The sequence below is a fragment of the Ectothiorhodospiraceae bacterium 2226 genome (assembly GCA_013348725.1).
Lineage (GTDB): Bacteria > Pseudomonadota > Gammaproteobacteria.
This window is the reverse complement of the sequence record CP054689.1, coordinates 2,593,893-2,615,981: the sequence shown is the minus strand read 5'-3', so window position 1 is coordinate 2,615,981 and position 22,089 is coordinate 2,593,893. Positions and strand designations below refer to the sequence as shown.

Here is a 22,089-nt window from a genome sequence, read left to right as displayed (position 1 = left end):
AACTCCCCTCAGCCACGGGCGTCATCCAGCGCGCGACGCATCTCGGCCAGCGCCGCGCCGAGCTCCCCCGGGATGCGCGCCGGCTCGTCAACCAGATCGGCCGCGCGGCGCACCAGCGCGCTGCCCACGATCACCGCGTCGGCCACGCCCGCGAAGGCCGCCGCGGAGGCGGCGTCGCGGATGCCGAAGCCGACCCCGACCGGCAGGTCGGTGTGGGCGCGTACGGTATCGATGCGCGCGCCGACCTCGGCGATGTCCGGCGCCGCGGCGCCCGTCACGCCCTTGATGGACACGTAATACAAAAAGCCGCTGCCCACCCCGGCCACCTGCGCGATGCGCGCGGGCGAGCTGTTGGGTGCGAGCAGGAAAATGGGATCGACGCCGTGGCTGCGCAAGGCGGCCACCAGCGGCGCGCCCTCCTCCGGCGGCAGGTCGACGGTAAGCACGCCGTCCACCCCGGCGGCGGCCGCCTGCGCCGCGAAGGCCTCGTAGCCCATCACCTCGATCGGGTTCAGGTAGCCCATCAGCACCACCGGCGTCTCGGCGTTCTGTGCGCGGAAGGTGCGCACCATGTCCAGCACGCCGCGCAGCGAGACCTTGTGCTTCAGGGCGCGCTCGCTGGCGCGCTGAATGACGGGACCGTCCGCCATGGGATCGGAGAACGGCACGCCGAGTTCGATGATGTCGGCCCCCGCCTCGACCAGGCTGTGCATCAGCGGCACCGTCACGTCGGGCTGCGGGTCGCCGGCGGTCACGAACGGGATCAGGCCGGTGCGCCCCTGGGCGCGCAGCGCGGCGAAGGTCTGGGCGATGCGCGCCTTGGCGGCCACGGCGGGCATGGCGTCCTGTGCGCTCACAGTTCGATCCCCTCTCGCTGGGCGATGGTGCCGATGTCCTTGTCGCCGCGCCCGGAGAGGTTGGCGATGATGATCTGCTCCGGGGTCAGGGTGGCGGCCAGCTTGGCGGCATAGGCCATCGCGTGGCTGGATTCGAGCGCCGGGATGATGCCCTCGGTGCGCGTGAGGGTGTGAAACGCCGCCACCGCCTCGTCGTCGCTGATGCCGACGTACTGGGCGCGCCCGCTGTCCTTCAGCCAGGCATGCTCGGGGCCGACGCCCGGATAATCCAGGCCCGCCGAGATCGAGTGGGTCTCCAGAATCTGGCCGTCCGCGTCCTCCATCAGATAGGTGCGGTTGCCGTGCAACACGCCCGGCCTACCGGCGCACAGCGGCGCGGCGTGGCGGCCGGTGTCCAGCCCGTCGCCCGCCGCCTCCACCCCGTACATCGCCACCTCGGCGTCGTCCAGGAAGGGATAGAACAGGCCGATGGCGTTGGAGCCGCCGCCCACGCAGGCGACCAGCGCATCGGGCAGGCGCCCGGCCTGTGCCTGGATCTGCTCGCGCGCCTCGCGTCCGATCACGGCCTGGAAGTCACGCACCATGGCCGGGTACGGGTGCGGGCCCGCCACCGTGCCGATGATGTAGAAGGTGTTGTCGATGTTGGTCACCCAGTCGCGCATCGCCTCGTTGAGCGCGTCCTTCAGGGTGCGCGAGCCGCTGGTCACCGGCACCACCTCGGCACCCAAGAGCTTCATGCGGTAGACGTTCGGCGCCTGGCGCTGGATGTCCTCGGCGCCCATGTAGATCACGCACTCGAGGCCGAGGCGCGCCGCCACCGTGGCGGTGGCCACGCCGTGCTGGCCCGCGCCGGTCTCGCCGATGATGCGCGTCTTGCCCATGCGCTTGGCGAGCAGCGCCTGACCGACGGTGTTGTTGATCTTGTGCGCGCCGGTGTGGTTCAAGTCTTCGCGTTTCAGGAAGATGCGCGCGCCGCCCAGCTCGCGGCTCCAGCGCTCGGCGAAGTACAGCGGCGAGGGCCGGCCCACGAAGTGCTGCAGGTCGTGGTCCAACTCGGCGATGAAATCGGGGTCCTGCAGGTAGCGCTCGTAGGCCGCGCGCAGCTCCTCCAACGGTCCCATGAGGGTTTCGGCCACGAAGCGGCCGCCATACGGCCCAAAGTGCCCGTTTGCGTCGGGCCAGCGCTGCGCGCCGGTGCCTTCAGCCTGTGCGGTCGCCAATGTTCACTTCCTCGATGAATTGGGCCATCTTCGCCGCGTCCTTGACGCCCTTCGCGGCCTCGACGCCACCGCTGACGTCCACCGCGTAGGGGCGCACCTGGCGCACGGCCTGGGCCACGTTGTCCGGGGTGAGGCCGCCGGCCAGAATCAGCGGCAGCTCCGCCTCGCGCGGCACCCGGCGCCAGTCGAACGCCGTGCCGGTACCGCCGGCCGTGGTGGCCGAATAGGTATCGAGCAACAGCCCCCGCGCGGCCGACCCTCGCGCATCCGAATAGCGGCGCGCCTCGGCGGCCACGTCTACGTCTTCGCGCATGCGCACCGCCTTGATGTACGGCACGCCGAAACTTGCGCAATACGCCGGCGCCTCGGCGCCGTGAAACTGCAGCAGGTCGATGCGCACGCCGTCGAGCACCTCGCGCACCCGTTCCGCCGAGGCGTCGACGAACAGGCCGACGACGCTCATCAGCGGAGGCAATACGCGAATCGCCGCGCGGGCCTGCTCGATGCTCACCGCGCGCGGACTCGGATCGAAAAACACCAAGCCGATCGCGTCGGCACCGAGGCGCGCCGCCGCCTGGGCGTCTTCCGCTCGGGTAATGCCGCAAATCTTGACGCGGGTGCGCATAACCTCGGCCAAATGAGCCAGATTACCAGAGCGGCGGCAGGGGCGAAAGTCCGGGCAGGGCGTACTCCTCGGGGTACTCCACCCCCGCGAGATAGAGCCCCTGCGCCGGCGCGGTCACACCCGCCTCGCGCCGGTCGCGCGCCTCCAGCACCGCCCTCGCCCACTCGACCGGCTGCTTGCCCATACCGATCGCCATCAACACCCCGGCGAGGTTGCGAACCATGTGGTGCAAAAAGGCATTGGCCTGCACATCCAGCACCACGGACGGCCCGTGACGCGCCACGTCCAGCGCCTCCAGCGTCCGATACGGCGACTTGGCCTGGCAGGCGCTGCAGCGGAACGAGGTGAAGTCGTGCGCGCCGAGCAGGGTCTGCGCCGCCTCGTGCATGCGCTCGGCATCCAGCGCCCGATACTCCCATGCGGCGCGCGTGTCCCACAGCGCGCTGCGCACCGGGCGGTTGTAGATCACATAGCGGTAACGCCGCCGGCGGGCGGAGAAACGGGCGTGGAAGCTCACCGGCACCTCGCGCGCCCAGGTCACACTGATGTTCCGCGGGAGATGGCTATTGGCGCCGAAGGTCCAGCCGCGCTCGCTGCGCCGCGCGTCGGTATCGAAATGCACCACCTGTGCGGCGGCGTGCACGCCGGCGTCCGTGCGGCCCGCCGCCACCACCGTGACCGGGGCATCGGCGACCTTGGACAGCGCGGCCTCCAGCGTCGCCTGCACGGTGCGCGGACCATCCTGCGTCTGCCAGCCGTGAAAGCCGGTGCCGTCGTATTCGATGCCGAGTGCGAGTCGCATGGCGCGCAGGATAAAGCAGCGCGCGTCAGGGGGCTAGCCACAGCACGGCGCCGAAGGCCGCCGCGAGCGCGGCGGGATACAGCCACTCGTGGGGGCGGGGGCGGTCGCTCGGCAGCTCCACGGTCTGGGGGGCCATCGCCTCGGCGCGCCGCACGACCTCCGCGAACACATCGGCGGCCACCCGCGCGCTGGCGGCGCGCGACAGCCCCTCGGCACGCAAAGCCTGCACCCGCTTCCCCACCAGGTCCTGCACCTCGCTCAAGGTCTCCAGCACCAGCACCACGCGCAGGGCGAGCCGATCGGGATCCAAGCCAAGCGGGCGCAACGGCGTACCCAGCCAACGCAGCGCGGCGATCAGCCCGGCGCGCGAGGTGTGCTGCAGCAGGTGGCTGATCGCCAGCACCATGAGCACCAGCACCGCGACGCGGCGGCCGCCCTCGGTCACGCCTTGCCAGGTGGGCAGCCAGCCCGCGACGTCCTGAAGTGGGAGCAGCGGCGTTCCCGGCGTGAACCAGCCATAGAGCACCAGGATCGAGAGCAGTAGCCACCGCAGCCGGCGCAGCATACGCCAAGCCGCGGCCAAGCCGCGGGCGAGGTCGGTGCGCAAATACAGCGCCGCAACGAGCGCCGCGGCCAGAAGCAGCGCCGCAGGATGAGCGCTGGCGACGAAAACGGAGAACACCAGGAAGGCAACGACGCGGATGGTGGGATGCATGATGGAGGGTGAGTCGGTACCGCAGCGGGTGCGGCGGTCCGGGCGGGGGCGCTACCGGCGCATACGCGCCGGCGCGCCCCGCTCAGGCGATGCGCTGCATGATCTCTTCGGCCTGGCGCTGCTGGCGCTCGTCGCCGTCATCGAGAACTTCCTGCAGGATCTCGCGCGCGCCGTCGGGATCGCCAAGGTCGATGTAGGCCTGCGCCAGATCGAGCTTGGTGCTGACCTCGTCCAGGGAGCGCGTGAGCTCGAAGCTATCGTCCGCCGCCTCGCCCTCGCCGGGCATGGCGCCCACGTCGGCCAGTTCGTCCTGCGCGTCCAGCGCCGGCGCCTGATCCTCGGCGTCGAAGGTCAGCCCCTCGAAGCTCTCGAACTCGGGCTCGGCCGCCGCCGGTTTCGCCTCGGCGAGGTCGGCTGTTTCGCTCGGCGCCTCGCCCGGCTCGCCGATGCCGCCCAAGCCCTCGAACTCCATCATGTGCCCGTCGTCATGCGCGGGCTCCGAGGCGGCCTCGGCAAGCCCCGCTCCCCCGAGGTCGCCAAACTCGCTCGGGTCGAAGTCCATGGTCGGCATGTCGGGTTCGACGGCGACCTCCTCCGGGGCATTCTGAGCCGCGCGTAGCGACTCGAGCTCGGCCGGGTCCAGGCTGCCCATAGCGAGCCCCTGGTCCAACCCGCCCGTTTCAGCCGATTCGGCCGGCGCGGCCGGTTCGGCATCGAGGCCGTCCATCCCGAGCCCCACGTCGAGACCGTCCGCCGCTGCGTCCAGAGCCTGATCCATCTCCGGCAGGGCATCCACCGTGTCCAGCCCGCCGAAGTCCATCTCCTCGTCCAACTCGGGCGCGGCCGCCTGCGGCGTCTGCGCCGGTTTGGGCGCGGCCTGTGCCTTAGCCGGCTTGGCGTCGGGCAGGTCCAGGTCGCCGAAGTCGAGGTCGGCGAATCCGGCGTCGCCGTCGCCCGCCTCGCTGCTGTCATCGAGCGAGCCGTCGAGCGCGAATTCATCGAAATCGAAGTCGGCCGTATCGAGACCGATATCGAGCACCTCGCCGGCGGCGGCCGACGCCGCCGTACCGCCCGCGGCCGCGCGCGCGCCGCCGCTCTGTTGGTGACCCGCGAACAGCCCTTCGTCGGGCATCAACTCGGCGCCCATACCGGCAATACGCGGCCAATTGGGGGCATCCGCCTCACCGTGGCGCGCGTAGTACTCCTGGGCCTGCGCGAGGAACGCCTCCGCGTTGCCGGCGGCGTGGTAGACCTCGAGCAGCTTGGCGCGTAGCGGCTCGCGTTCGGGCGCGGCCGTCAGGGCCTCGGTCAGCAATTCCTCGGCCTGCTCGTAGCGGCCGAAGTCCATATACACGCCGGCCTCGGTGACCGGATCGACCTCGCCGTCTTCGGCATGGATGTCGCCCATGCCGCTGACCGCGAAGTCGCTCAGGAAGGAGGTCTCTTCGGTGGTCGCACCGCCGGCGTGCGCCATGGCGCCCCGGCGGCCGCCGGGGCGAGGATGCTCTCCTGCGCGCCGCGGCGACGGCGGCGCATGGCCCACATCGCCCCGCCCAGCAGCAACAGCCCGGCGCCGCCGGCGGCGTACAAGGGATTGATCTCGACGATCTCGTACCACGCGGGCGGCGGTACGGGTTCGGGCGCCCGCGCGCTCGCGGGACGCTCGGCCGGGGTGGCGACAGGCGCAGTCTGTTCGGACTGCGCGGCCTGCTCCGCCGGGGCGCTCTGCTCGCCAGGGGAGGTCTCGTCAGCCTGCGCCGGCTCGGCCGGCTGACCGGCCTGGGCATTCAGCTGGGCCGCAAGCTGCGCCTGCAGCCGCGCCATGTCCTGATCCTCCAGCGACAGCAGCCGATGGACGGTCTCCACCTGGTCGGCGAGTTCTTCGAGGCGGGCGCTAAGCTCCTCATTACGCCGCCGCTCCGCCTCGGCCGTCTCGCGCGCGAGGCTCAACTCACGCCGCAAGGCGACCAGTTCGGCCTCGGCATCGGCACTGTGCGCCTCGGCACTGGTGGCACCACCCGCGCGGCGAGCCTCCTCGTCGGTGTCGGGCGCGACCAGGCGCAACACGCCGGAACTGGGCTGCGGTTCGGCCGCTTGGCGCGTAGCCTCGCGCCAGGTGGCGGTCTGCTCGCGGAACTCGGCCACCGCTTCGCGGTGGGACACGGCGGCAATGGTTTCCATGTCCGCAATGCGCAACGTGTAGCCCGCCCGCAGGCGGTTGACGTTGGCGTCGTCGAAGGCCTCGGGATTCTCGCGCTGCAGCGCGATCATCATCTGATAGACGGATACCGAATCGTCCGGACGCAACTCCTCGGCGATCTTCCACAGCGTGTCGCGCGACTTGGTGGGGCCGTACTCCAGGGCGCCGGTGGCGGCGCGCACCGGGCGCTCGACCGGGGCGGCGGCGGATGCGCGCGGCGCGCGCGCCGGCGCGCTCTCGCGCTGCACCAACTGCGGGGCACTGGTGGCCGGCGTGTCCATGGGCGGGGCATCGCCCGCGATGAAGGTCGGCGGGTCGAGCAGCACGGTGTACTCGCGCAGCATGCGCCCGCTGCTCCAGTTGGCCTCGACCAGGAAATTCAGAAAGGGCTCACGGATGGGACGCGGCGTGGTGACGCGGATGTAAGGCGTGCTCTCACGAAAGGTCAGTTCAAAGTCGAGCTGGGAGAGCAGGCCGACGCGCGTTACCCCGGCGCGCTGGAAGTCGGCACCGCTGGCGAGCGCCACCCGTAGCTCGTCCAACTCCCCGGGTCTGACCGAGACCAGCTGAATCTCCGCAAGCAGTGGTTCATCGAGTGCGGATCGCACCTCGATCGCACCCAGTCCCAGCGCATGCGCCTGGGGCGCCAGCAGGAGTGAAATGGCGGCGGCCAACGGAACGAGTCTTCGCGACATCTTGATCCCCCTAGGACCCGATCGGGACGGGCCTAGAAACTTTTCTTTTTGTAACAGTGTGTTACGCGAGACATATCCCGCCGATTTGCGAAATATGCGCTAACTACAGGTAGTCTTTTACCAGAATTTCCGCGATCTGAACACTATTGAGCGCGGCGCCCTTGCGGACGTTATCGGCCACCACCCACAGGTTTAAACCCCGTGGGTGCGAGATATCCTCGCGAATGCGGCCCACGAACACCGGGTCCTCGCCGGCCGCCTCGGTGACGGCGGTCGGATAGCCGCCCGGGCCGTGCGCATCCATCACCACCACGCCGGGTGCCTTCTCCAGCAGCGCGCGCGCCTGCTCGGCGGTGATCTTCTCGCGCGTCTCGATGTGGATCGCCTCGGAGTGGCCGTAGAACACCGGCACGCGCACGGCGGTGGGGTTCACCTGGATGGACTCATCCTCGAAGATCTTGCGCGTCTCCCACACCATCTTCATCTCTTCCTTGGTGTACCCGTTGTCCTGGAACACGTCGATGTGCGGCAGCGCATTGAAGGCGATCTGCTTGGGGTAGACCTCGGGGCGGATCGGCTTGCCGTTCAGCAGGTTCGCGGTCTGGCCGGCCAGCTCTTCGATGGCCTCCTTGCCCGTGCCGGACACGGCTTGGTAGGTGGCGACGTTGATGCGCTCGATGCCCACCGCGTCGTGCAGGGGCTTGAGCGCGACCAGCATCTGGATGGTGGAACAGTTCGGATTGGCGATGATGCCGCGGCTCGTGTAGCCGGCGATGGCGTGCGGGTTCACCTCGGGCACTACCAGCGGCACGTCCTCGTCCAGGCGGAAGTGCGACGTGTTGTCCACCACCACGCAGCCGGCGGCGGCGGCCTTCGGCGCGAAGGCCTCCGACACGCTGCCGCCCGCGGAGAACAGGCCGATCTGGACCTGGCTGAAGTCGAACTCGGCCAGATCCTGCACGCGTATGTGCTTGCCGTTGAACTCGACGGTGGACCCGGCCGAGCGGGCACTGGCAAGCGGATACAGCTTGCGCACCGGGAATTTGCGCTGCTGCAGAATCGAGATCATGGTCTCGCCGACCGCGCCGGTTGCGCCCACGACCGCTACGTCAAAGCTCTTGCTCATTGCCCGTCCTCCAGAGTCCGCGCGGGACTCACCGTACTGCCGGCGCCGCGGCGCCGGTCCCCGAATCCCGTTGCCTCAGCCCCGCAACGCCTTTACGACTGCATCGCCCATTTCGGCGGTGCCGACGCGGGTGGTGCCTTCGGTGTGGATGTCGGGCGTGCGCAGCCCCTGATCCAACACCTTCACCACCGCGCCCTCGATGCGCTCGGCGTTGGCCGCATCGTCGAACGAATAGCGCAACATCATCGCAACCGACAGAATGGTCGCCAGCGGGTTGGCCACGCCCTGCCCCGCAATGTCCGGCGCCGAGCCGTGGATCGGCTCGTACATGCCCTGACCGCGTTCGTTCAGCGAGGCCGAGGGCAGCATGCCGATCGAGCCCGTGAGCATCGCCGCGCAGTCGGACAGGATGTCGCCGAACATGTTGTCGGTCAGCATCACGTCGAACTGCTTGGGCGCGCGTACCAGCTGCATCGCCGCGTTGTCCACGTACATGTGGCTGAGCTCGACGTCCGGGTAGTCGCGTCCCACCCGGGTCACCACCTCGCGCCACAGCTCGGTGCACTCCAGCACGTTGGCCTTGTCGATCGAGCACACGCGCTTGTCGCGCTTGCGCGCGATGTCGAAGGCCACACGCGCGATGCGCTCGATCTCCGACTCGCTGTACACCAGCGTGTTGTAGCCCTCGCGCTGGCCGTCCTCGCGGGTGCGGATGCCGCGCGGCTGGCCGAAGTAGATACCGCCGGTCAACTCGCGCACGATCATCAGGTCCAGCCCAGACACCACGTCGGCGCGCAACGTGGAGGCCGAGGCGAGCTGCGGAAACAACAGCGCCGGGCGCAGGTTGCCGAACAGCCCCAACCCCGCGCGCAGGCCGAGCAGCCCCTTCTCGGGGCGCACGCTGATGTCCAGCGACTCCCACTTGTAGCCGCCCACCGCACCGAGCAGGACCGCGTCGGCCGCCTTGGCGAGCGCCAGCGTCTGCTCGGGCAGCGGATGCCCGCCCGCGTCGTAGGCCGCGCCGCCCACCAGGGCGTGCTCCATCTCGACGTCCAGCCCCTCGGCGCGCAGCGCCTCCAGGACCTTCACGGCCTCCGCCACGATCTCGACGCCGATACCGTCGCCGGGCAATACCAGGATCTTCTTCGTCATTGCACTCTAATCCAATTCAAATGGCGGAAATTCGACCCGCGTCACAACTGCCCACGCCCACCGACCGCGCCGCACCCCACCGCAGCACACGGATGTGCTGCCGTTGTCGGCGCACCGCGCCGACAACGAAGCGCGGCGAAAACCACGCTTTTCGCCGCGCGCCGCTGAGCCGCCCATGGAGGGGCGGTCTCAGCGTTCAAACAACCACGGTGCTTCATCGCGCCGGCGCGCCTCGTAGGCGCGAATGTCGTCCACGTGCTGCAGGGTCAGGCCGATGTCGTCCAGCCCGTTGATCAGGCAGTGCTTGCGAAAGGCATCCACCTCGAAGCCGTAACGCTCGCCGTCGGGCGTGATCACCGCCTGCGCGGGCAGGTCCACGGTGAGGGTGTAGCCCTCCTGCGCCGCCACGCGCTGGAACAGCGCGTCGACCTGCGCCTCGTCCAGCACCACGGGCAGGATGCCGTTCTTGAAGCAGTTGTTGAAAAAGATGTCGGCGTAGCTCGGCGCGATGATGGCGCGAAAGCCGTAGTCGAGCAGCGCCCAGGGGGCGTGTTCGCGCGAGGAGCCGCAGCCGAAGTTCTTGCGCGCGAGCAGGATCTGCGCGCCCGCGTAGCGCGGCTGGTTGAGCACGAAGTCGGGGTTCGGCCGGCGCGTCGCCGGGTCCTGGCCCGGCTCGCCCGGGTCGAGGTAGCGCCACTCGTCGAACAGGTTCGGGCCGAAGCCGGTACGCTTGATGGACTTCAGAAACTGCTTGGGGATGATGGCGTCGGTGTCCACGTTGGCGCGGTCGAGCGGCGCCACGATGCCGGTCAGGGTGGTGAACTTATCCATAGTGGTACGTACTCACGCGAGCTCGCGCACGTCGACGAAGTGGCCGGCCACGGCGGCCGCCGCGGCCATCGCGGGGCTCACGAGGTGGGTGCGCCCGCCCTGCCCCTGACGGCCTTCGAAGTTGCGGTTGGAGGTGGAGGCGCAGCGCTCGCCCGGCTCCAGCCGGTCGGCGTTCATGGCCAGGCACATGGAGCAGCCCGGCTCGCGCCACTCGAAGCCGGCCGCGCGGAAGATCTCATCCAGCCCCTCGGCCTCGGCCTGCTGCTTCACCAGACCCGAACCCGGCACCACCATGGCGAGCTTCACGTTGTCCGCCACGCGCTTGCCGCGCACCACGTCGGCCGCGGCGCGCAGGTCCTCGATGCGCGAGTTGGTGCACGAGCCGATGAAGACCTTGTCGACGTCGATCTCGTTGATCGGGGTGTTGGCGGCGAGACCCATGTAACGCAGCGCCGCCTCCATGCCGGCACGGCGCACCGGGTCGGCCTCGGCGGCGGGGTCGGGCACGCGCGCGTCCACCGGCACCACCATCTCGGGCGAGGTGCCCCAGGTTACCTGCGGGCGGATGCTCGCCGCGTCGATGCGCACCACGCGGTCGAAGTGCGCGTCGGGGTCGCTGTGCAGCCCGCGCCAGGCGGCGACGGCGCGCTCCCACAACTCGCCCTCAGGGGCGTAAGGGCGGCCGCGCAGATACTCGATGGTGGTGTCGTCCACCGCCACCATGCCGGCGCGCGCGCCGGCCTCGATGGTCATGTTGCACACCGTCATGCGCCCTTCCATGGACAGGGCCTGGATCGCCTCGCCCGCGAACTCGATGGCATAGCCGGTGCCGCCGGCAGTGCCGATCTCACCGATGATAGCGAGCACGATGTCCTTGGCGGTCACGCCGGGGCCAACGTGGCCATCCACCGAGACCAGCATGTTCTTGGACTTCTTCTGGATCAGGCACTGGGTGGCCAGCACGTGCTCGACCTCGGAGGTGCCGATGCCGTGCGCCAGCGCCGCGAAGGCGCCGTGCGTGGAGGTGTGCGAGTCGCCGCATACCACGGTCATGCCGGGCAGCGTGGCGCCCTCCTCCGGCCCCACCACGTGCACGATGCCCTGGCGCGGATCGGCCATGGCGAATTCGGTGATGCCGAACTCGGCACAGTTTTGGTCCAGCGTCTCGACCTGCAGGCGCGAGATGGGATCGGCGATGCCGGCGCTGCGGTCGGTGGTGGGCACGTTGTGGTCGGGCGTCGCCAGCACGGTGTCCACGCGCCAGGGCTTACGCCCGGCCAGGCGCAGGCCCTCGAAGGCCTGCGGCGAGGTCACCTCGTGCACTAGGTGCCGGTCGATATAAAGGAGTGCCGTGCCGTCGGCGTCCTCGCGCACGACGTGGGCGTCCCAGAGTTTGTCGTAAAGGGTCTTTCCGCTCATGGCCAACCGCAGGTGATGTGCCGGCCAAGGGGGCCGGCAAAGCAAACGACGATGTTACAAGTTCCGGGCGGGGCAAGTCCACGCCAAGCGGCGCCGCGTCAGGCTTTTGCGGGCGCCGTCTCGGCGTCCTCGCGCCCCACGTAGCGCCATGCCAGGCCGAACGCGAGCGCCGCCAGCCCCGCGCCGATGAAAAAGGTGGTGGTCGCGCCCAGGCCATCCCAGGCGTAGCCGCTGTACAGCCCGCCCAACGCGCCGCCGGCGCCGAAGCTCAGGCTGCTGTACAGCGCCTGCCCGCGCCCCTGATGGCGCCCGACGAAGTAGCGGTGAATGAAGGCGATGGCCACCGCGTGATAGATGCCGAAGCTCGCGGCATGCAACAGCTGCGCGCCCAGCAGCAGCGTGAAGGCGTGCGGGAACTGGCCGATCACCACCCAGCGCAGCGCCGCCAGCGCGAGCGCCGCGAGCAGCAGACGGCGCAGCCCGAAGCGGTGCACCAGGCGGTACAGCATCAGGAACACCACCACCTCGGCCAGCACGCCCAGCCCCCACAGGTAGCCGATCAGGCTGCGGGCGTAGCCGTAGTCCTCCAAGTAAATGGAATAGAAGGTGTAATACGGCCCGTGGCTGGCCTGCATCAGAAAGCATACCCCCAGCAGCCCCAGCACCTCGGGTCGCTGCAGCACGTGCTTGAGCGGGCTTTGGCGCAGCGGCAGATGGCGCGAGGCGTGCTCGGGCACCACCAGGCTCGCGAACCAGATGCCGGCGAACAGCACCAGCAGCGCGATGGGCAGGATGCCCGTGCCGTGACGATCGAGGATCGGCCCCAGCACCGCCACCACCAGGATGAAGCCGATCGAGCCCCACACCCGCACCGCGCTGTAGCGGTGGGTCTGGGTACCGAGGTGGTTGAGCGTGGTGGCCTCGAACTGCGGCAGCGAGGCATTCCAGAAGAAGCTGAAGCTCAGCATCACCAGCGCCATCCACCAGAAGGTCTGGCCGAAGAACACGCCGCCGAAGGTGAGCAGCCCGAGCAGGGAGGCCACGCGCACGATGGTCATGCGCCGCCCGGTGTGGTCGGCGATCCAGCCCCACACGTTGGGCGACACGATCTTGGTGGCCATGATCAGCGCCATGAGCTGCCCGATCTCCAGCGGCGTGAAGCCGATGGACTTCAGGTACAGCCCCCAATACGGCACCAGCGCGCCGATGGAGCCGAAGTAAAAGAAGTAGAAGCTGGAGAGACGCCAGTAGGGCATGCGCGGACCCGGCGCCTAGGCGGCGTCGGGACCGGCGGGAATGACGGGCGTCTCGGAGCGGACGTCGAGGTTCTGCGCGCGGTGGCGCAGGTAGTGGTCCATCAGCACGATGGCCAACATGGCCTCGGCGATGGGCGTGGCGCGGATGCCGACGCAGGGGTCGTGGCGGCCCTTGGTCACCACCTCCACCGGCTCGCCCTGGCGGTTCACGCTGCGCCCCGGCAGGCGGATGCTGGAGGTGGGCTTGAGCGCGATGCTGGCGAGGATGTCCTGCCCGCTGGAGATGCCGCCCAGCACGCCGCCGGCGTTGTTGGACAGGAACCCCGCGGGGGTAATCTCGTCGCGGTGCTCGGTGCCCTTTTGCTCCACGCAGGCGAAGCCGGCACCGATCTCCACGCCCTTCACCGCGTTGATGGACATCAGCGCGTGCGCGATGTCGGCGTCGAGGCGGTCGTAGATCGGCTCGCCCAGGCCCGGCGGCACGCCGGCGGCCACCACGTTCACGCGCGCGCCGATCGAGTCACCCGACTTGCGCAGCGCGTCCATGTAGTCCTCCAGCGCCGGCACCAGGGCCGCGTCGGGGCAGAAGAAGGGATTCTGTTCGACCTCGGACCAATCGAACGCGGCGGGGCGCAGCGGGCCAAGCTGGGCCAGATAGCCGCGGATGGTGATACCGGCCCGCTCGCCGAGGTACTTCTTGGCGATGGCGCCGGCCGCCACGCGCATCGCGGTCTCGCGCGCCGAGGAGCGCCCGCCGCCGCGGTAGTCGCGCAGGCCGTACTTCTGTTGATAGGTGTAGTCCGCATGGCCCGGCCGGAAGCGGTCCATGATCTCCGAGTAATCCTTGGAGCGCTGATCGGTGTTGTGGATGATCAGCGCGATGGGCGCGCCCGTGGTGCGCCCTTCGAACACGCCGGAAAGGATTTGTACCTCGTCGGCCTCGCGCCGCTGCGTGGTGTGGCGCGACTTGCCGGGGCGGCGACGGTCGAGGTCGCCCTGCAGGTCGGCCTCGCTGAGCGCAAGCCCCGGCGGACAGCCGTCCACGATGCAACCGATGGCCGGACCGTGGCTCTCGCCAAAGCCCGTGACCGTGAACAGACGTCCTATGCTATTTCCTGACATGGGTGGTATTGTACCGGCATCGGGACGCCAAGTCCCATAGCCAAGGCACCGTCAAGAGTGCCTGGCACGAGGCCGGCAAATGCCAGACAACACGAACGTCGAAAAGGCGCACTGGGGGTTGATCCTCGGCTTCGCCGTCATGCTGCTGTTGATGCTCGCGCTCAGCGCGAGTGCGCTGCGTTCCAACAGCACGCTCCAGCAAAGTGTGGAGCAGGTCGTCGACCAACAACGGGTCAAGACCGCGCTCGTCACCGCCATGCGCGACGCCGCGCGCGAACGCACCGTCCTGCTGACCACCATGTTGCTCACCGACGACCCGTTCGCGCGCGAGGAGGCATGGCTGGCGTTCGACGCCGAAGGCGCGCGCTTTCTGGAGGCGCGCGAGACGCTGCGCACCATGCGGTTGTCGGCCACCGAGCATGCAATCCTGGAAGCGCAGGCCGGGCGCATGCTGGCGAGCGGCAGCGTGCACCGGCGCATCGGCGAGTTGATCCTGGCCGGCGACAGCGTGCAGGCGCGCCACCTGTTGCTTGACGAGGCGGTTCCGCTCCAGGCCTACATGTTCGACAACCTCAACGAGTTGGCGGTCCTGCAGGAGCAAGAGGCATCGCGCGCCGCCACCGAGGCGGAGGCCGCCTACCGGCGCGCGCGCAACGTGACCATCGCGCTGGGCTCCGGCGCCCTGCTGCTCGGCGCGCTCATCGGTGGCATGGTGATCCGCCGCAGCCGCCGCGCGGAGCTGCGCCTGTTCCGCGAAAAGGAACGCGCCCAAGTCACGCTGCAGACGTTGACCGAGGGCGTCATCACGACGGACGACCACGGCCGCGTGACCTACCTGAACAGCGCCGCCGAGGCCCTCACCGGGCGCAGTGCGCAGACCGCGCGCGGCCAGTCCCTGGGGAACGTGTTCGTGCTCGCCGAGGCGGGCCCCCGCACCGAACTCGTGCAGCGGGTGGTGCACGCCGCCACACCTCATTCCGACAACCGCGCGCTCCTGCGCCAAGCGAACGGCACGACGCTGGCCATCGAATACACCGCCTCCCCGCTGCGCGATCGCAACCATCGCGTGCTCGGCATGGTGCTGGTGCTGCGCAACGTCACCGAGGTGCGCTCGCTCACCGAGCAGCTCAGCTATCAGGCCAGCCACGACACGCTCACCCAGCTGTTCAACCGTCGCGAGTTCGAGCGGCGCCTGCAGCTCGCGCTCGACAGCGCGCGCACCGAGGGGCGCGTCCACGCGGTGTGTTATCTCGATCTCGACCAGTTCAAGGTGGTGAACGACACCTGCGGCCATGTGGCCGGAGACGAACTGCTCAAGCAACTCGCGGTGGCGCTCGCGCTGCAGGTGAAGAGTCGCGATGTGCTAGCCCGCCTGGGCGGCGACGAGTTCGGGGTGTTGCTCGAGGAGTGTTCACCGGAGCGCGCGCTGGAAGTCAGCCAAGCCATGCAGCGTGCGGTGACGGACTTCCGCTTCGTGTGGGAGCAGCGCGTATTCCAGATCGGCGTCAGCATCGGTGTGGTCAGCGTGGCCGCCGATTCGGGCAGCCTCACCGACGTCCTCAAAGCGGCCGATTCGGCCTGTTACGTCGCCAAGGAGAAGGGACGCAACCGTATCCACGTCTACCAGGTCGACGACACCGCCCTGGCCCGTCGTCGTGGCGAGATGGAATGGTTGCAACGCATCAACGAGGCACTGCGCGAGGACCGCTTCTGTCTGTACGCGCAGGACATCATGCCGCTGTCGGCGCGGGACGACCTGCCCCCGCACCGCGAGGTACTGGTGCGCATGATCGACGATCAGGGGGAGCCGGTGCCGCCCCAGGATTTCGTGCCCGCCGCCGAGCGCTACAACCTCATGCCCGCCATCGACCGCTGGGTCATCCAGAACGCACTGGACCTCATCGCCCAGATCGAGGCGCCCAAGGGCGGGGCGTTTGCGATCAACCTCTCGGGTCAGTCGCTGTGTGACGACGGCCTGCAGGAGTTCATTATCCACGCCTTCCTCAGCAGCGGCGTGGAACCGCACCGCGTGTGCTTCGAGATCACCGAGACCGCGGCCATCACCAACCTCTCGCGCGCCGCGCAGCTGATCCGTACCCTGCGCGGCATGGGCTGCCAGTTCGCGCTGGACGACTTCGGCTGCGGCCTGAGCTCGTTCACCTACCTCAAGAACCTGCCGGTCGATTACCTGAAGATCGACGGCACTTTCGTACGCAATATGGCGAACGACCCGATGGACCGCGTGCTGGTGGAGTACATCAACGAGATCGGCCATGTCCTCGGCTTCAAAACCATCGCCGAATACGTCGACGACGACGCCATCCTGATCCTGCTCAAGCACATGGGCGTCGACTACGCCCAGGGCTACGGCATCGCCCGCCCCGCCCCTCTCACCCCCGCCTGCGCCAAGCGCGCCGCCGCCACCCGCGAGCGCGAAGCTCCGCCGACGCGCACCAGCCGCCGCCTCGGCTAGCTACATTCCCATCCCCCCGCACCGCCTGATTCCGGCCGCCCGCGCCAGCGCGCTCACCGTCAACTCGCCGCTCAGCGCGGCAGCCACCAACTTCAACTTTTGGTCCATGGGACAAGTTCTTATCCACGGCATCGGCAGGTCCTCCTGCCGATGCGTTGTACCTGTTACCCATGTGCCCGGTCCACGGTGTTACCTATGTAGCCGGTTTGCACACACCCCTCGCCCTCCCCCGCACGCGGGGGAGGGCATGAAGGCGGCGCGGAGGGCTAGTCCAGCGGCACGCCGAGGCGGCGGGCGACTTCTTCGTAGCCTTCCACCACGCCGCCGAGGCCTTGGCGGAAGCGGTCTTTGTCGAGCTTGTTGCGGGTCTTTGCGTCCCACAGGCGGCAGCCGTCGGGGCTGAACTCGTCGCCCAGTACCAGCTCGCCGTGGAAGCGGCCGAACTCGAGTTTGAAGTCGACCAGCAGCAGGCCGGCGTCGGCGAACAGCGGCTTCAGCACGTCGTTCACGGCGAAGCTGAGTTCGCTCATGCGCGCGACCTCGTTAGGCTCTGCCCAGCCGAAGGCGCGGATGTGGTACTCGTTGATCATGGGGTCGTGCAGCGCGTCGTTCTTCAGGAAGAACTCGAGCGTGGGCGGGCTGAGTTCGGCGCCCTCGGTGACGCCCAGGCGCTTGACCAGGCTGCCGGCGGCGAGGTTGCGGATCACGCACTCGACCGGAATCATCTCCAGGCGCTTGACCAGCGACTCGTCGTCCGAGAGCAGGCGGTCGAAGTGGGTGGGGATGCCGGCCTGCTCGAGCTTCTGCATGATGAAGGCGTTGAACTTGTTGTTCACCTGCCCCTTGCGCGCGAGCTGCTCCACCTTCTGACCGTCGAATGCCGAGGTGTCGTCTCGGAACTGGACGATCAATCGATCCGGTTCGTCGCTGGGATAGAGCGACTTGGCCTTACCGGAGTACAGCGGAGACTGCTTGCTCATGCTCACCTCGTGAACGTGCTTACCGTAACCGGCGCCGCGCGGGCGCCGGGCCTCTTACATTATCGCCCGCCAGCCGAAACCCGCGTCCTGCTCGGCCAGCGTGATCCAATCCTCGGTGCAATCCAGCGCCTCGGCGAGCGCCGCGCGGGCGAGCGCGGGCACGTTGTTCTTCTCGCTGAGGTGGGCGCCGACCAGGTGCTGCAAACGCGAGTGGTCCATGGCGCACAGGATGGCCGCGGCCTGCACGTTGCTCAGATGGCCGAAGCGCCCGCCGACCCGGCGCTTGAGCGCGGGCGGATACGGCCCTTCGGCGAGCATGTGCTCGTCGTAGTTGCACTCGAGCACCAGGGCGTCCACGGCGTCTAGCTGGCGCACGATGTGCGGGGTGCCGCTGCCGGTGTCGGTGAGCAGCCCGAGGCGGTGCGCGCCGTCGTGGAATACGAACTGGGCGGGCTCGCGCGCGTCGTGCGGGACGGGGAAGGGATCGACCGCCACGTCATCGACGGCGAAGGGTTCGTGGCAGTTGAAGACCTTGACGCTCGGCAGGGTCTCGTTGAGACGCCGCGCGGTGCCGAGGGTCATCCACACGGGGATGCGGTACTTGCGCGCCAGTGGACCCACGCCGCTGGCGTGGTCGCTGTGTTCGTGGGTGACGAGGATGCCGCTCAGAGAGTCCGGCGCGATGCCGGCGCGCTCGAGGCGGCGCTTGACCTCGCGCAGGGTGAAGCCGCAGTCGACCAGCAGGCGGGTGCGCCCGTGCTCGACCAGCAGCCCGTTGCCCCGGCTACCGCTGCCCAGTGAGCAGAAGCGCACGGGCTAGCCGAGGCGTTCGGCCAGGGCGTCCAGCAGGGGTTGGGTGCCCTCGCCGTCCAGCGCGCGAACCTGGACGCGCGTCTCCCCGCCCTGTTCCTGCAATTCCACATGGTAGCGCTGGGCGGGCGCGGTCGCGCCGCGCGCGCGAGGTGTCTGCACGCTGACTTCGTACACGCCGGCCTGCGCATCGCGGCGCTGGAACTCGGCGCCGAGGCGATCGAGCGCCAGCCCCACCTGGCGCCACGCGCGCTCGCGCGGTGCCGCCAGGCGCAGGGCCTGTGCCTCGCTCGCGGCGACGGTGCCGGTCTCGCCATAGCGCGCCGCGCTTTGCTCCGGCAGGCCGAGGAAGCGCAGCAGGCGCTGCAGCATTTCGGCCTCGAGTTCGGGATCGGACGGCCGCCACTGCCAGAAGGTGGTCACCTGCGTGCCGACCCCTTCGAAGCCTTCCTCGCGCAGCCCGCGATGCGTGAGGGTCAGCTCGCTGGTGCCCTGGGTGCGGCCGGCCTCCACGCGCACGCGGTACTTGTCGCGGATGTCGGCGCTGTACATGCGGCCCAGCAGGCCGCGCGGCAGCCCGGCGCGGTTCTCGCGCCAGTCGGTTTCCAGCACGCCGATCTCGGGCTCGTGCACCACGATGTCGAAGCCCTCGTTCTCCCAGAACGCGACCAGGCGCGGCCACAACGCCTCGGGCGGCGCGTCGATCTCCAGCCAGCGGAGCGCGCCGTCGCGCTGCAGGCGCACGTTTGCCTGCAAGGACTCGCCCGCGCCGGCGCGGGTGGCGCCCACGCGCACGCCTTCGGGCAGGGTCAGCGCACCGTCACCGCGCGGCTGCGTCATCTCGGGCGGCACCTCCAGCGGCGGGCTGCTGCGCGTGTCGAGATAAACGGCCTTTTGGCCGGTGGAACAGGCCACGAGCGGCAGCAGGACGGCCAGCACCGTCGCGGCGCGTAGTACGGGGGTCATCACGGACATCAACTCCTCTGCAACGCAACGCCGGCGTCGCGCAGGGCGGTTCGCACGGTGTCGTGGAAGCGCTCGGACAGCGGGGTCAGCGGCAGGCGCAGCCCGGGCGGGATGAGTCCCATCTCGTGCAGCGCCCACTTCACGGGGATCGGATTGGCTTCGACGAACAGATTCTTGTGCAGCGTCTCGAGCGGTGCGTTGAGGCGCTCGGCCTCGGCGCGGTCGCCCTTGATGGCCGCGGCGCACATCTCGTGCATGGCCCGCGGGGCGACGTTGGCGGTCACCGAAATGTCGCCCTTGGCGCCGAGCAGCATCAGCTCCATGGCGGTGGCGTCGTCGCCGCTGTAGAGATCGAGGCGCTCGCCGCACAGCTCGAGGATGCGCCGGCCGCGCTCGAGGTCGCCGGTGGCCTCTTTGATGCCGACGATGTTGGACACCGGCGCGAGGCGCGCCACCGTCTCGGGCAGCATGTCGCAGGCGGTGCGTCCGGGCACGTTGTACAGAATCTGCGGGACCGGCACCGCCTCGGCGATGGCATGGAAGTGCTGGTACAAACCCTCTTGCGTGGGTTTGTTGTAATACGGCGTGACCAACAGGCAGGCGTCGGCGCCGGCGTCCATCGCGCAGCGGGTCAGGCGGATGGCCTCGGCGGTAGCGTTGGCGCCGGTGCCGGCGATCACCGGCACACGGCCCGCGGCCTTCTCGACCACGAAGCGGATTACTTTGCAGTGCTCGGCCTCGTCCAGCGTGGCCGACTCGCCGGTGGTGCCCACCGCGACGATGGCGTCGGTACCGTTGTCGACGTGGAAGGACACCAACTGCTCCAGGGCGGCCCAGTCCAGGGCACCGTCCGTGTGCATCGGGGTAACCAGGGCCACCATGCTGCCGTGGAACATGCCAGTACTCTCTCCCGCGGGGTAGGTATGCGCGTCGCGCCGGAGGCGCCAGGCACGGCGTCTCCAAGCGGTGCATGGTACTGTCCGCGCGCGGCCTTTTACAAGGTTGACGCCCCGCGCCTGCGGCCACACATCGCCAGCCGCCCGCACCCAAACCCGGCTTATGGGAGCATCATCATGTTAAAACGCGCCCGCCGGCGGGCGGGGGTATGCTCAGACTAGGCGGAAATAGGAGCTAAGGCCATGAGCGAGCAAGCCGACGAGGTGCGGGAGATCCGCATCAACCCCATCGTGCCCAGCGAGTCGGTGCTGGTTGCCACCGCCCGCGGCATGCGTCCGCGCGAGAAGGAGGCCCCGGCCCCGCGCGACACCCGCCAGCACGTCGACCGCTGCCCGTTCTGCCGCGGCAACGAAGAGCGCACACCACCGCAGATTGCCGCCTACCCCGCCGAGGGGCCGTGGGCGGTGCGCATCGTCGAGAACCTGCACCCGGTGCTCGGGCGCACCAGCCAGGGCGCCGGCCTGCTGCTCGGGCTGCAGCAGATCATCGACGGCTACGGCCAGCACGAGGTGATCGTCGACCACCACCAGCACGGCATCGCGCTGCACGAAATGAGCGTGGAACATCTGGCCCTGCTGCTCGGCGCCTATCGCGACCGCATGCGCATCCTGTACGAGGGCGACCCGCGCCTCAAGTATGTGCTGGTGTTCAAGAACTTCGGGCCCGCCGCCGGCGCCAGCATGGCGCACACCCACAGCCAGGTGATCGCCACGCCGGTGGTGCCGCAGAACGTGCATAGCGAACTGGAGGCGGCCCACCGCCACCACCAAAACCACCACCAGTGCATCTTCTGCACCCTGATCGACGAGGCGCTCACCTTCGAGGCGACGGTGTACGACCGCGTGTCCGGCGGCATCCGCCGGCGCATCAGCGCCGGGCAGTACGTGGTGGAGCGCGGCGAGGAGTTCATCGCCATCAAGCCCTTCGCCAGCCGCTTCGAGTGGGAGGTCCATATCCTGCCGCTCGCCCACCAGGCCGACTACACCACCGTGGCCGACCACTCGCTGGAGGACCTCGCCCGCGTGCTGCAGCGCACCATGGCGCGCCTGGACGCCGTGCTCGGCGGCGCGCAGTACAACTACTTCCTCCACTCCCTGCCGCACGGCCCCGAGTACGCCGGCCAGAGCCCCAGCTACCACTGGCACCTGGAGATCTGCCCCCGCACCAGCATCCCCACCGGCTTCGAGCTCGGTTCCGGGCTGTACGTCAACACCATCGCCCCCGAGCAGGCCGCCGAGCGCCTGCGCGCGGTGACGCTGTAGCGTAAGCGCCCCGCCACGCTGCGTGTCCTCCGCCGGCCTGCAGCCGTCGGCCCCCTCCCCGGCCCTCCCCCACTGGCGTGGGGGAGGGAGCAAAGACCTGCGCGCCTCGTCCCCTGCGTGGTGGTGGCACAGGCGCCGCGGGCCGAATGGTTTTATTCCCTCCCCCGCACCCCGCGGGGGAGGGTTAGGGTGGGGGCCGCCTGCGCAGCAGGCGGAAGTGGGCTCCCTCCGGCCTGCGGCCGTCGGCCCCCTCCCCGGCCCTCCCCCACTGACGTGGGGGAGGGAGCAAAGACCTGCGCACCTCGTCCCCTGCGTGGTGGTGGCACAGGCGCCGCGGGCCGAATGGTTTTATTCCCTCCCCCGCACCCCTGCGTGGTGGTGGCACAGGCGCCGCGGGCCGGCGGGTTTCATTCCCTCCCCCGCACCCTGCAGGGGAGAGTTAGGGTGGGGCCGCCTGCGCAGCAGGCGGAGTGGGCTCCCGCCGGCCTGCGGCCGTCGGCCCCTCCCAGCCCTCCCCCACTGGCGTGGGGGAGGGAGCAGAGATCTGCGCGCCACGTCCCCCGCGTGGGTGGTGGCACAGGCGCCGCAGGCCGGATGGTTTCATTCCCTCCCCCGCACCCC

19 protein-coding genes are annotated in these 22,089 nt (G+C 69.4%); 2 read left to right on the top strand and 17 right to left on the bottom strand.

What is annotated here, in order from left to right; all coding sequences use genetic code 11:
• Window positions 1-8: 8 nt before the first annotated feature.
• The 13 genes from HUS23_12670 to aroC all read right to left on the bottom strand — a co-directional run bounded on the left by HUS23_12670 (window position 9) and on the right by aroC (window position 14,020).
• Window positions 9-839 (bottom strand): tryptophan synthase subunit alpha, encoded by an 831-nt coding sequence (locus tag HUS23_12670; protein ID QKT05083.1) that lies wholly within the window; start codon window positions 837-839, stop codon window positions 9-11.
• Window positions 840-853: 14 nt separating this feature from the next.
• Entirely contained in the window at window positions 854-2,077 is a 1,224-nt protein-coding gene (gene trpB / locus HUS23_12665; protein ID QKT04598.1) for a tryptophan synthase subunit beta, read from the bottom strand.
• Complete coding sequence (locus tag HUS23_12660; protein QKT04597.1) at window positions 2,058-2,702, bottom strand: phosphoribosylanthranilate isomerase; 645 nt, start codon at window positions 2,700-2,702, stop codon at window positions 2,058-2,060. Before HUS23_12660 ends, trpB begins: the two co-directional genes overlap by 20 nt.
• A 22-nt stretch (window positions 2,703-2,724) precedes the next feature.
• On the bottom strand, window positions 2,725-3,504 hold the full coding sequence (gene truA, locus HUS23_12655) for a tRNA pseudouridine(38-40) synthase TruA (protein ID QKT04596.1): 780 nt from the start codon (window positions 3,502-3,504) through the stop codon (window positions 2,725-2,727).
• 25 nt (window positions 3,505-3,529) lie between these two features.
• Complete coding sequence (locus HUS23_12650) at window positions 3,530-4,219, bottom strand: hypothetical protein (protein ID QKT04595.1); 690 nt, start codon at window positions 4,217-4,219, stop codon at window positions 3,530-3,532.
• An 82-nt stretch (window positions 4,220-4,301) separates the two neighbouring features.
• Window positions 4,302-5,693 (bottom strand): tetratricopeptide repeat protein, encoded by a 1,392-nt coding sequence (locus HUS23_12645; protein ID QKT04594.1) that lies wholly within the window; start codon window positions 5,691-5,693, stop codon window positions 4,302-4,304.
• Complete coding sequence (locus HUS23_12640; GenBank protein ID QKT04593.1) at window positions 5,648-7,114, bottom strand: hypothetical protein; 1,467 nt, start codon at window positions 7,112-7,114, stop codon at window positions 5,648-5,650. The genes HUS23_12645 and HUS23_12640 overlap by 46 nt, the downstream gene beginning before the upstream one ends.
• 103 nt (window positions 7,115-7,217) lie before the next feature.
• Window positions 7,218-8,240, bottom strand: a complete 1,023-nt coding sequence (locus HUS23_12635; protein ID QKT04592.1) for an aspartate-semialdehyde dehydrogenase — start codon at window positions 8,238-8,240, stop codon at window positions 7,218-7,220.
• Between the two features lie 75 nt (window positions 8,241-8,315).
• Complete coding sequence (leuB, locus tag HUS23_12630; protein ID QKT04591.1) at window positions 8,316-9,392, bottom strand: 3-isopropylmalate dehydrogenase; 1,077 nt, start codon at window positions 9,390-9,392, stop codon at window positions 8,316-8,318.
• A 189-nt stretch (window positions 9,393-9,581) separates the two neighbouring features.
• On the bottom strand, window positions 9,582-10,223 hold the full coding sequence (gene leuD, locus HUS23_12625) for a 3-isopropylmalate dehydratase small subunit (protein QKT04590.1): 642 nt from the start codon (window positions 10,221-10,223) through the stop codon (window positions 9,582-9,584).
• Window positions 10,224-10,235: 12 nt separating this feature from the next.
• A complete protein-coding gene (leuC, locus tag HUS23_12620; GenBank protein QKT04589.1) occupies window positions 10,236-11,642 on the bottom strand; it encodes a 3-isopropylmalate dehydratase large subunit in 1,407 nt (468 codons plus the stop codon).
• Window positions 11,643-11,740: 98 nt separating this feature from the next.
• Window positions 11,741-12,898: an MFS transporter gene (locus tag HUS23_12615; GenBank protein ID QKT04588.1), complete on the bottom strand. Its 1,158-nt coding sequence runs from the start codon at window positions 12,896-12,898 to the stop codon at window positions 11,741-11,743.
• A 15-nt stretch (window positions 12,899-12,913) separates the two neighbouring features.
• Window positions 12,914-14,020: a chorismate synthase gene (aroC, locus tag HUS23_12610; GenBank protein ID QKT04587.1), complete on the bottom strand. Its 1,107-nt coding sequence runs from the start codon at window positions 14,018-14,020 to the stop codon at window positions 12,914-12,916.
• 79 nt (window positions 14,021-14,099) lie between these two features.
• Here aroC and HUS23_12605 point away from each other — a divergent pair, with 79 nt between their 5' ends.
• The gene (locus HUS23_12605; GenBank protein ID QKT04586.1) at window positions 14,100-16,493 is read left to right on the top strand and encodes an EAL domain-containing protein; all 2,394 of its coding nucleotides are present in this window, start codon (window positions 14,100-14,102) and stop codon (window positions 16,491-16,493) included.
• 266 nt (window positions 16,494-16,759) lie between these two features.
• Here HUS23_12605 and purC read toward each other — a convergent pair whose 3' ends face one another.
• Genes purC through HUS23_12585 form a run of 4 tightly spaced genes read right to left on the bottom strand, consistent with a single transcriptional unit; the run spans window position 16,760 to window position 20,145 of the window.
• The gene (gene purC, locus HUS23_12600; protein QKT04585.1) at window positions 16,760-17,473 is read right to left on the bottom strand and encodes a phosphoribosylaminoimidazolesuccinocarboxamide synthase; all 714 of its coding nucleotides are present in this window, start codon (window positions 17,471-17,473) and stop codon (window positions 16,760-16,762) included.
• A 54-nt stretch (window positions 17,474-17,527) separates the two neighbouring features.
• The gene (locus HUS23_12595) at window positions 17,528-18,286 is read right to left on the bottom strand and encodes an MBL fold metallo-hydrolase (protein QKT04584.1); all 759 of its coding nucleotides are present in this window, start codon (window positions 18,284-18,286) and stop codon (window positions 17,528-17,530) included.
• Between the two features lie 3 nt (window positions 18,287-18,289).
• The gene (gene bamC, locus HUS23_12590) at window positions 18,290-19,249 is read right to left on the bottom strand and encodes an outer membrane protein assembly factor BamC (protein ID QKT04583.1); all 960 of its coding nucleotides are present in this window, start codon (window positions 19,247-19,249) and stop codon (window positions 18,290-18,292) included.
• Window positions 19,250-19,257: 8 nt separating this feature from the next.
• On the bottom strand, window positions 19,258-20,145 hold the full coding sequence (locus HUS23_12585; GenBank protein QKT04582.1) for a 4-hydroxy-tetrahydrodipicolinate synthase: 888 nt from the start codon (window positions 20,143-20,145) through the stop codon (window positions 19,258-19,260).
• Between the two features lie 243 nt (window positions 20,146-20,388).
• Here HUS23_12585 and HUS23_12580 point away from each other — a divergent pair, with 243 nt between their 5' ends.
• The gene (locus HUS23_12580) at window positions 20,389-21,468 is read left to right on the top strand and encodes a DUF4921 family protein (GenBank protein ID QKT04581.1); all 1,080 of its coding nucleotides are present in this window, start codon (window positions 20,389-20,391) and stop codon (window positions 21,466-21,468) included.
• Window positions 21,469-22,089 lie beyond the last annotated feature (621 nt).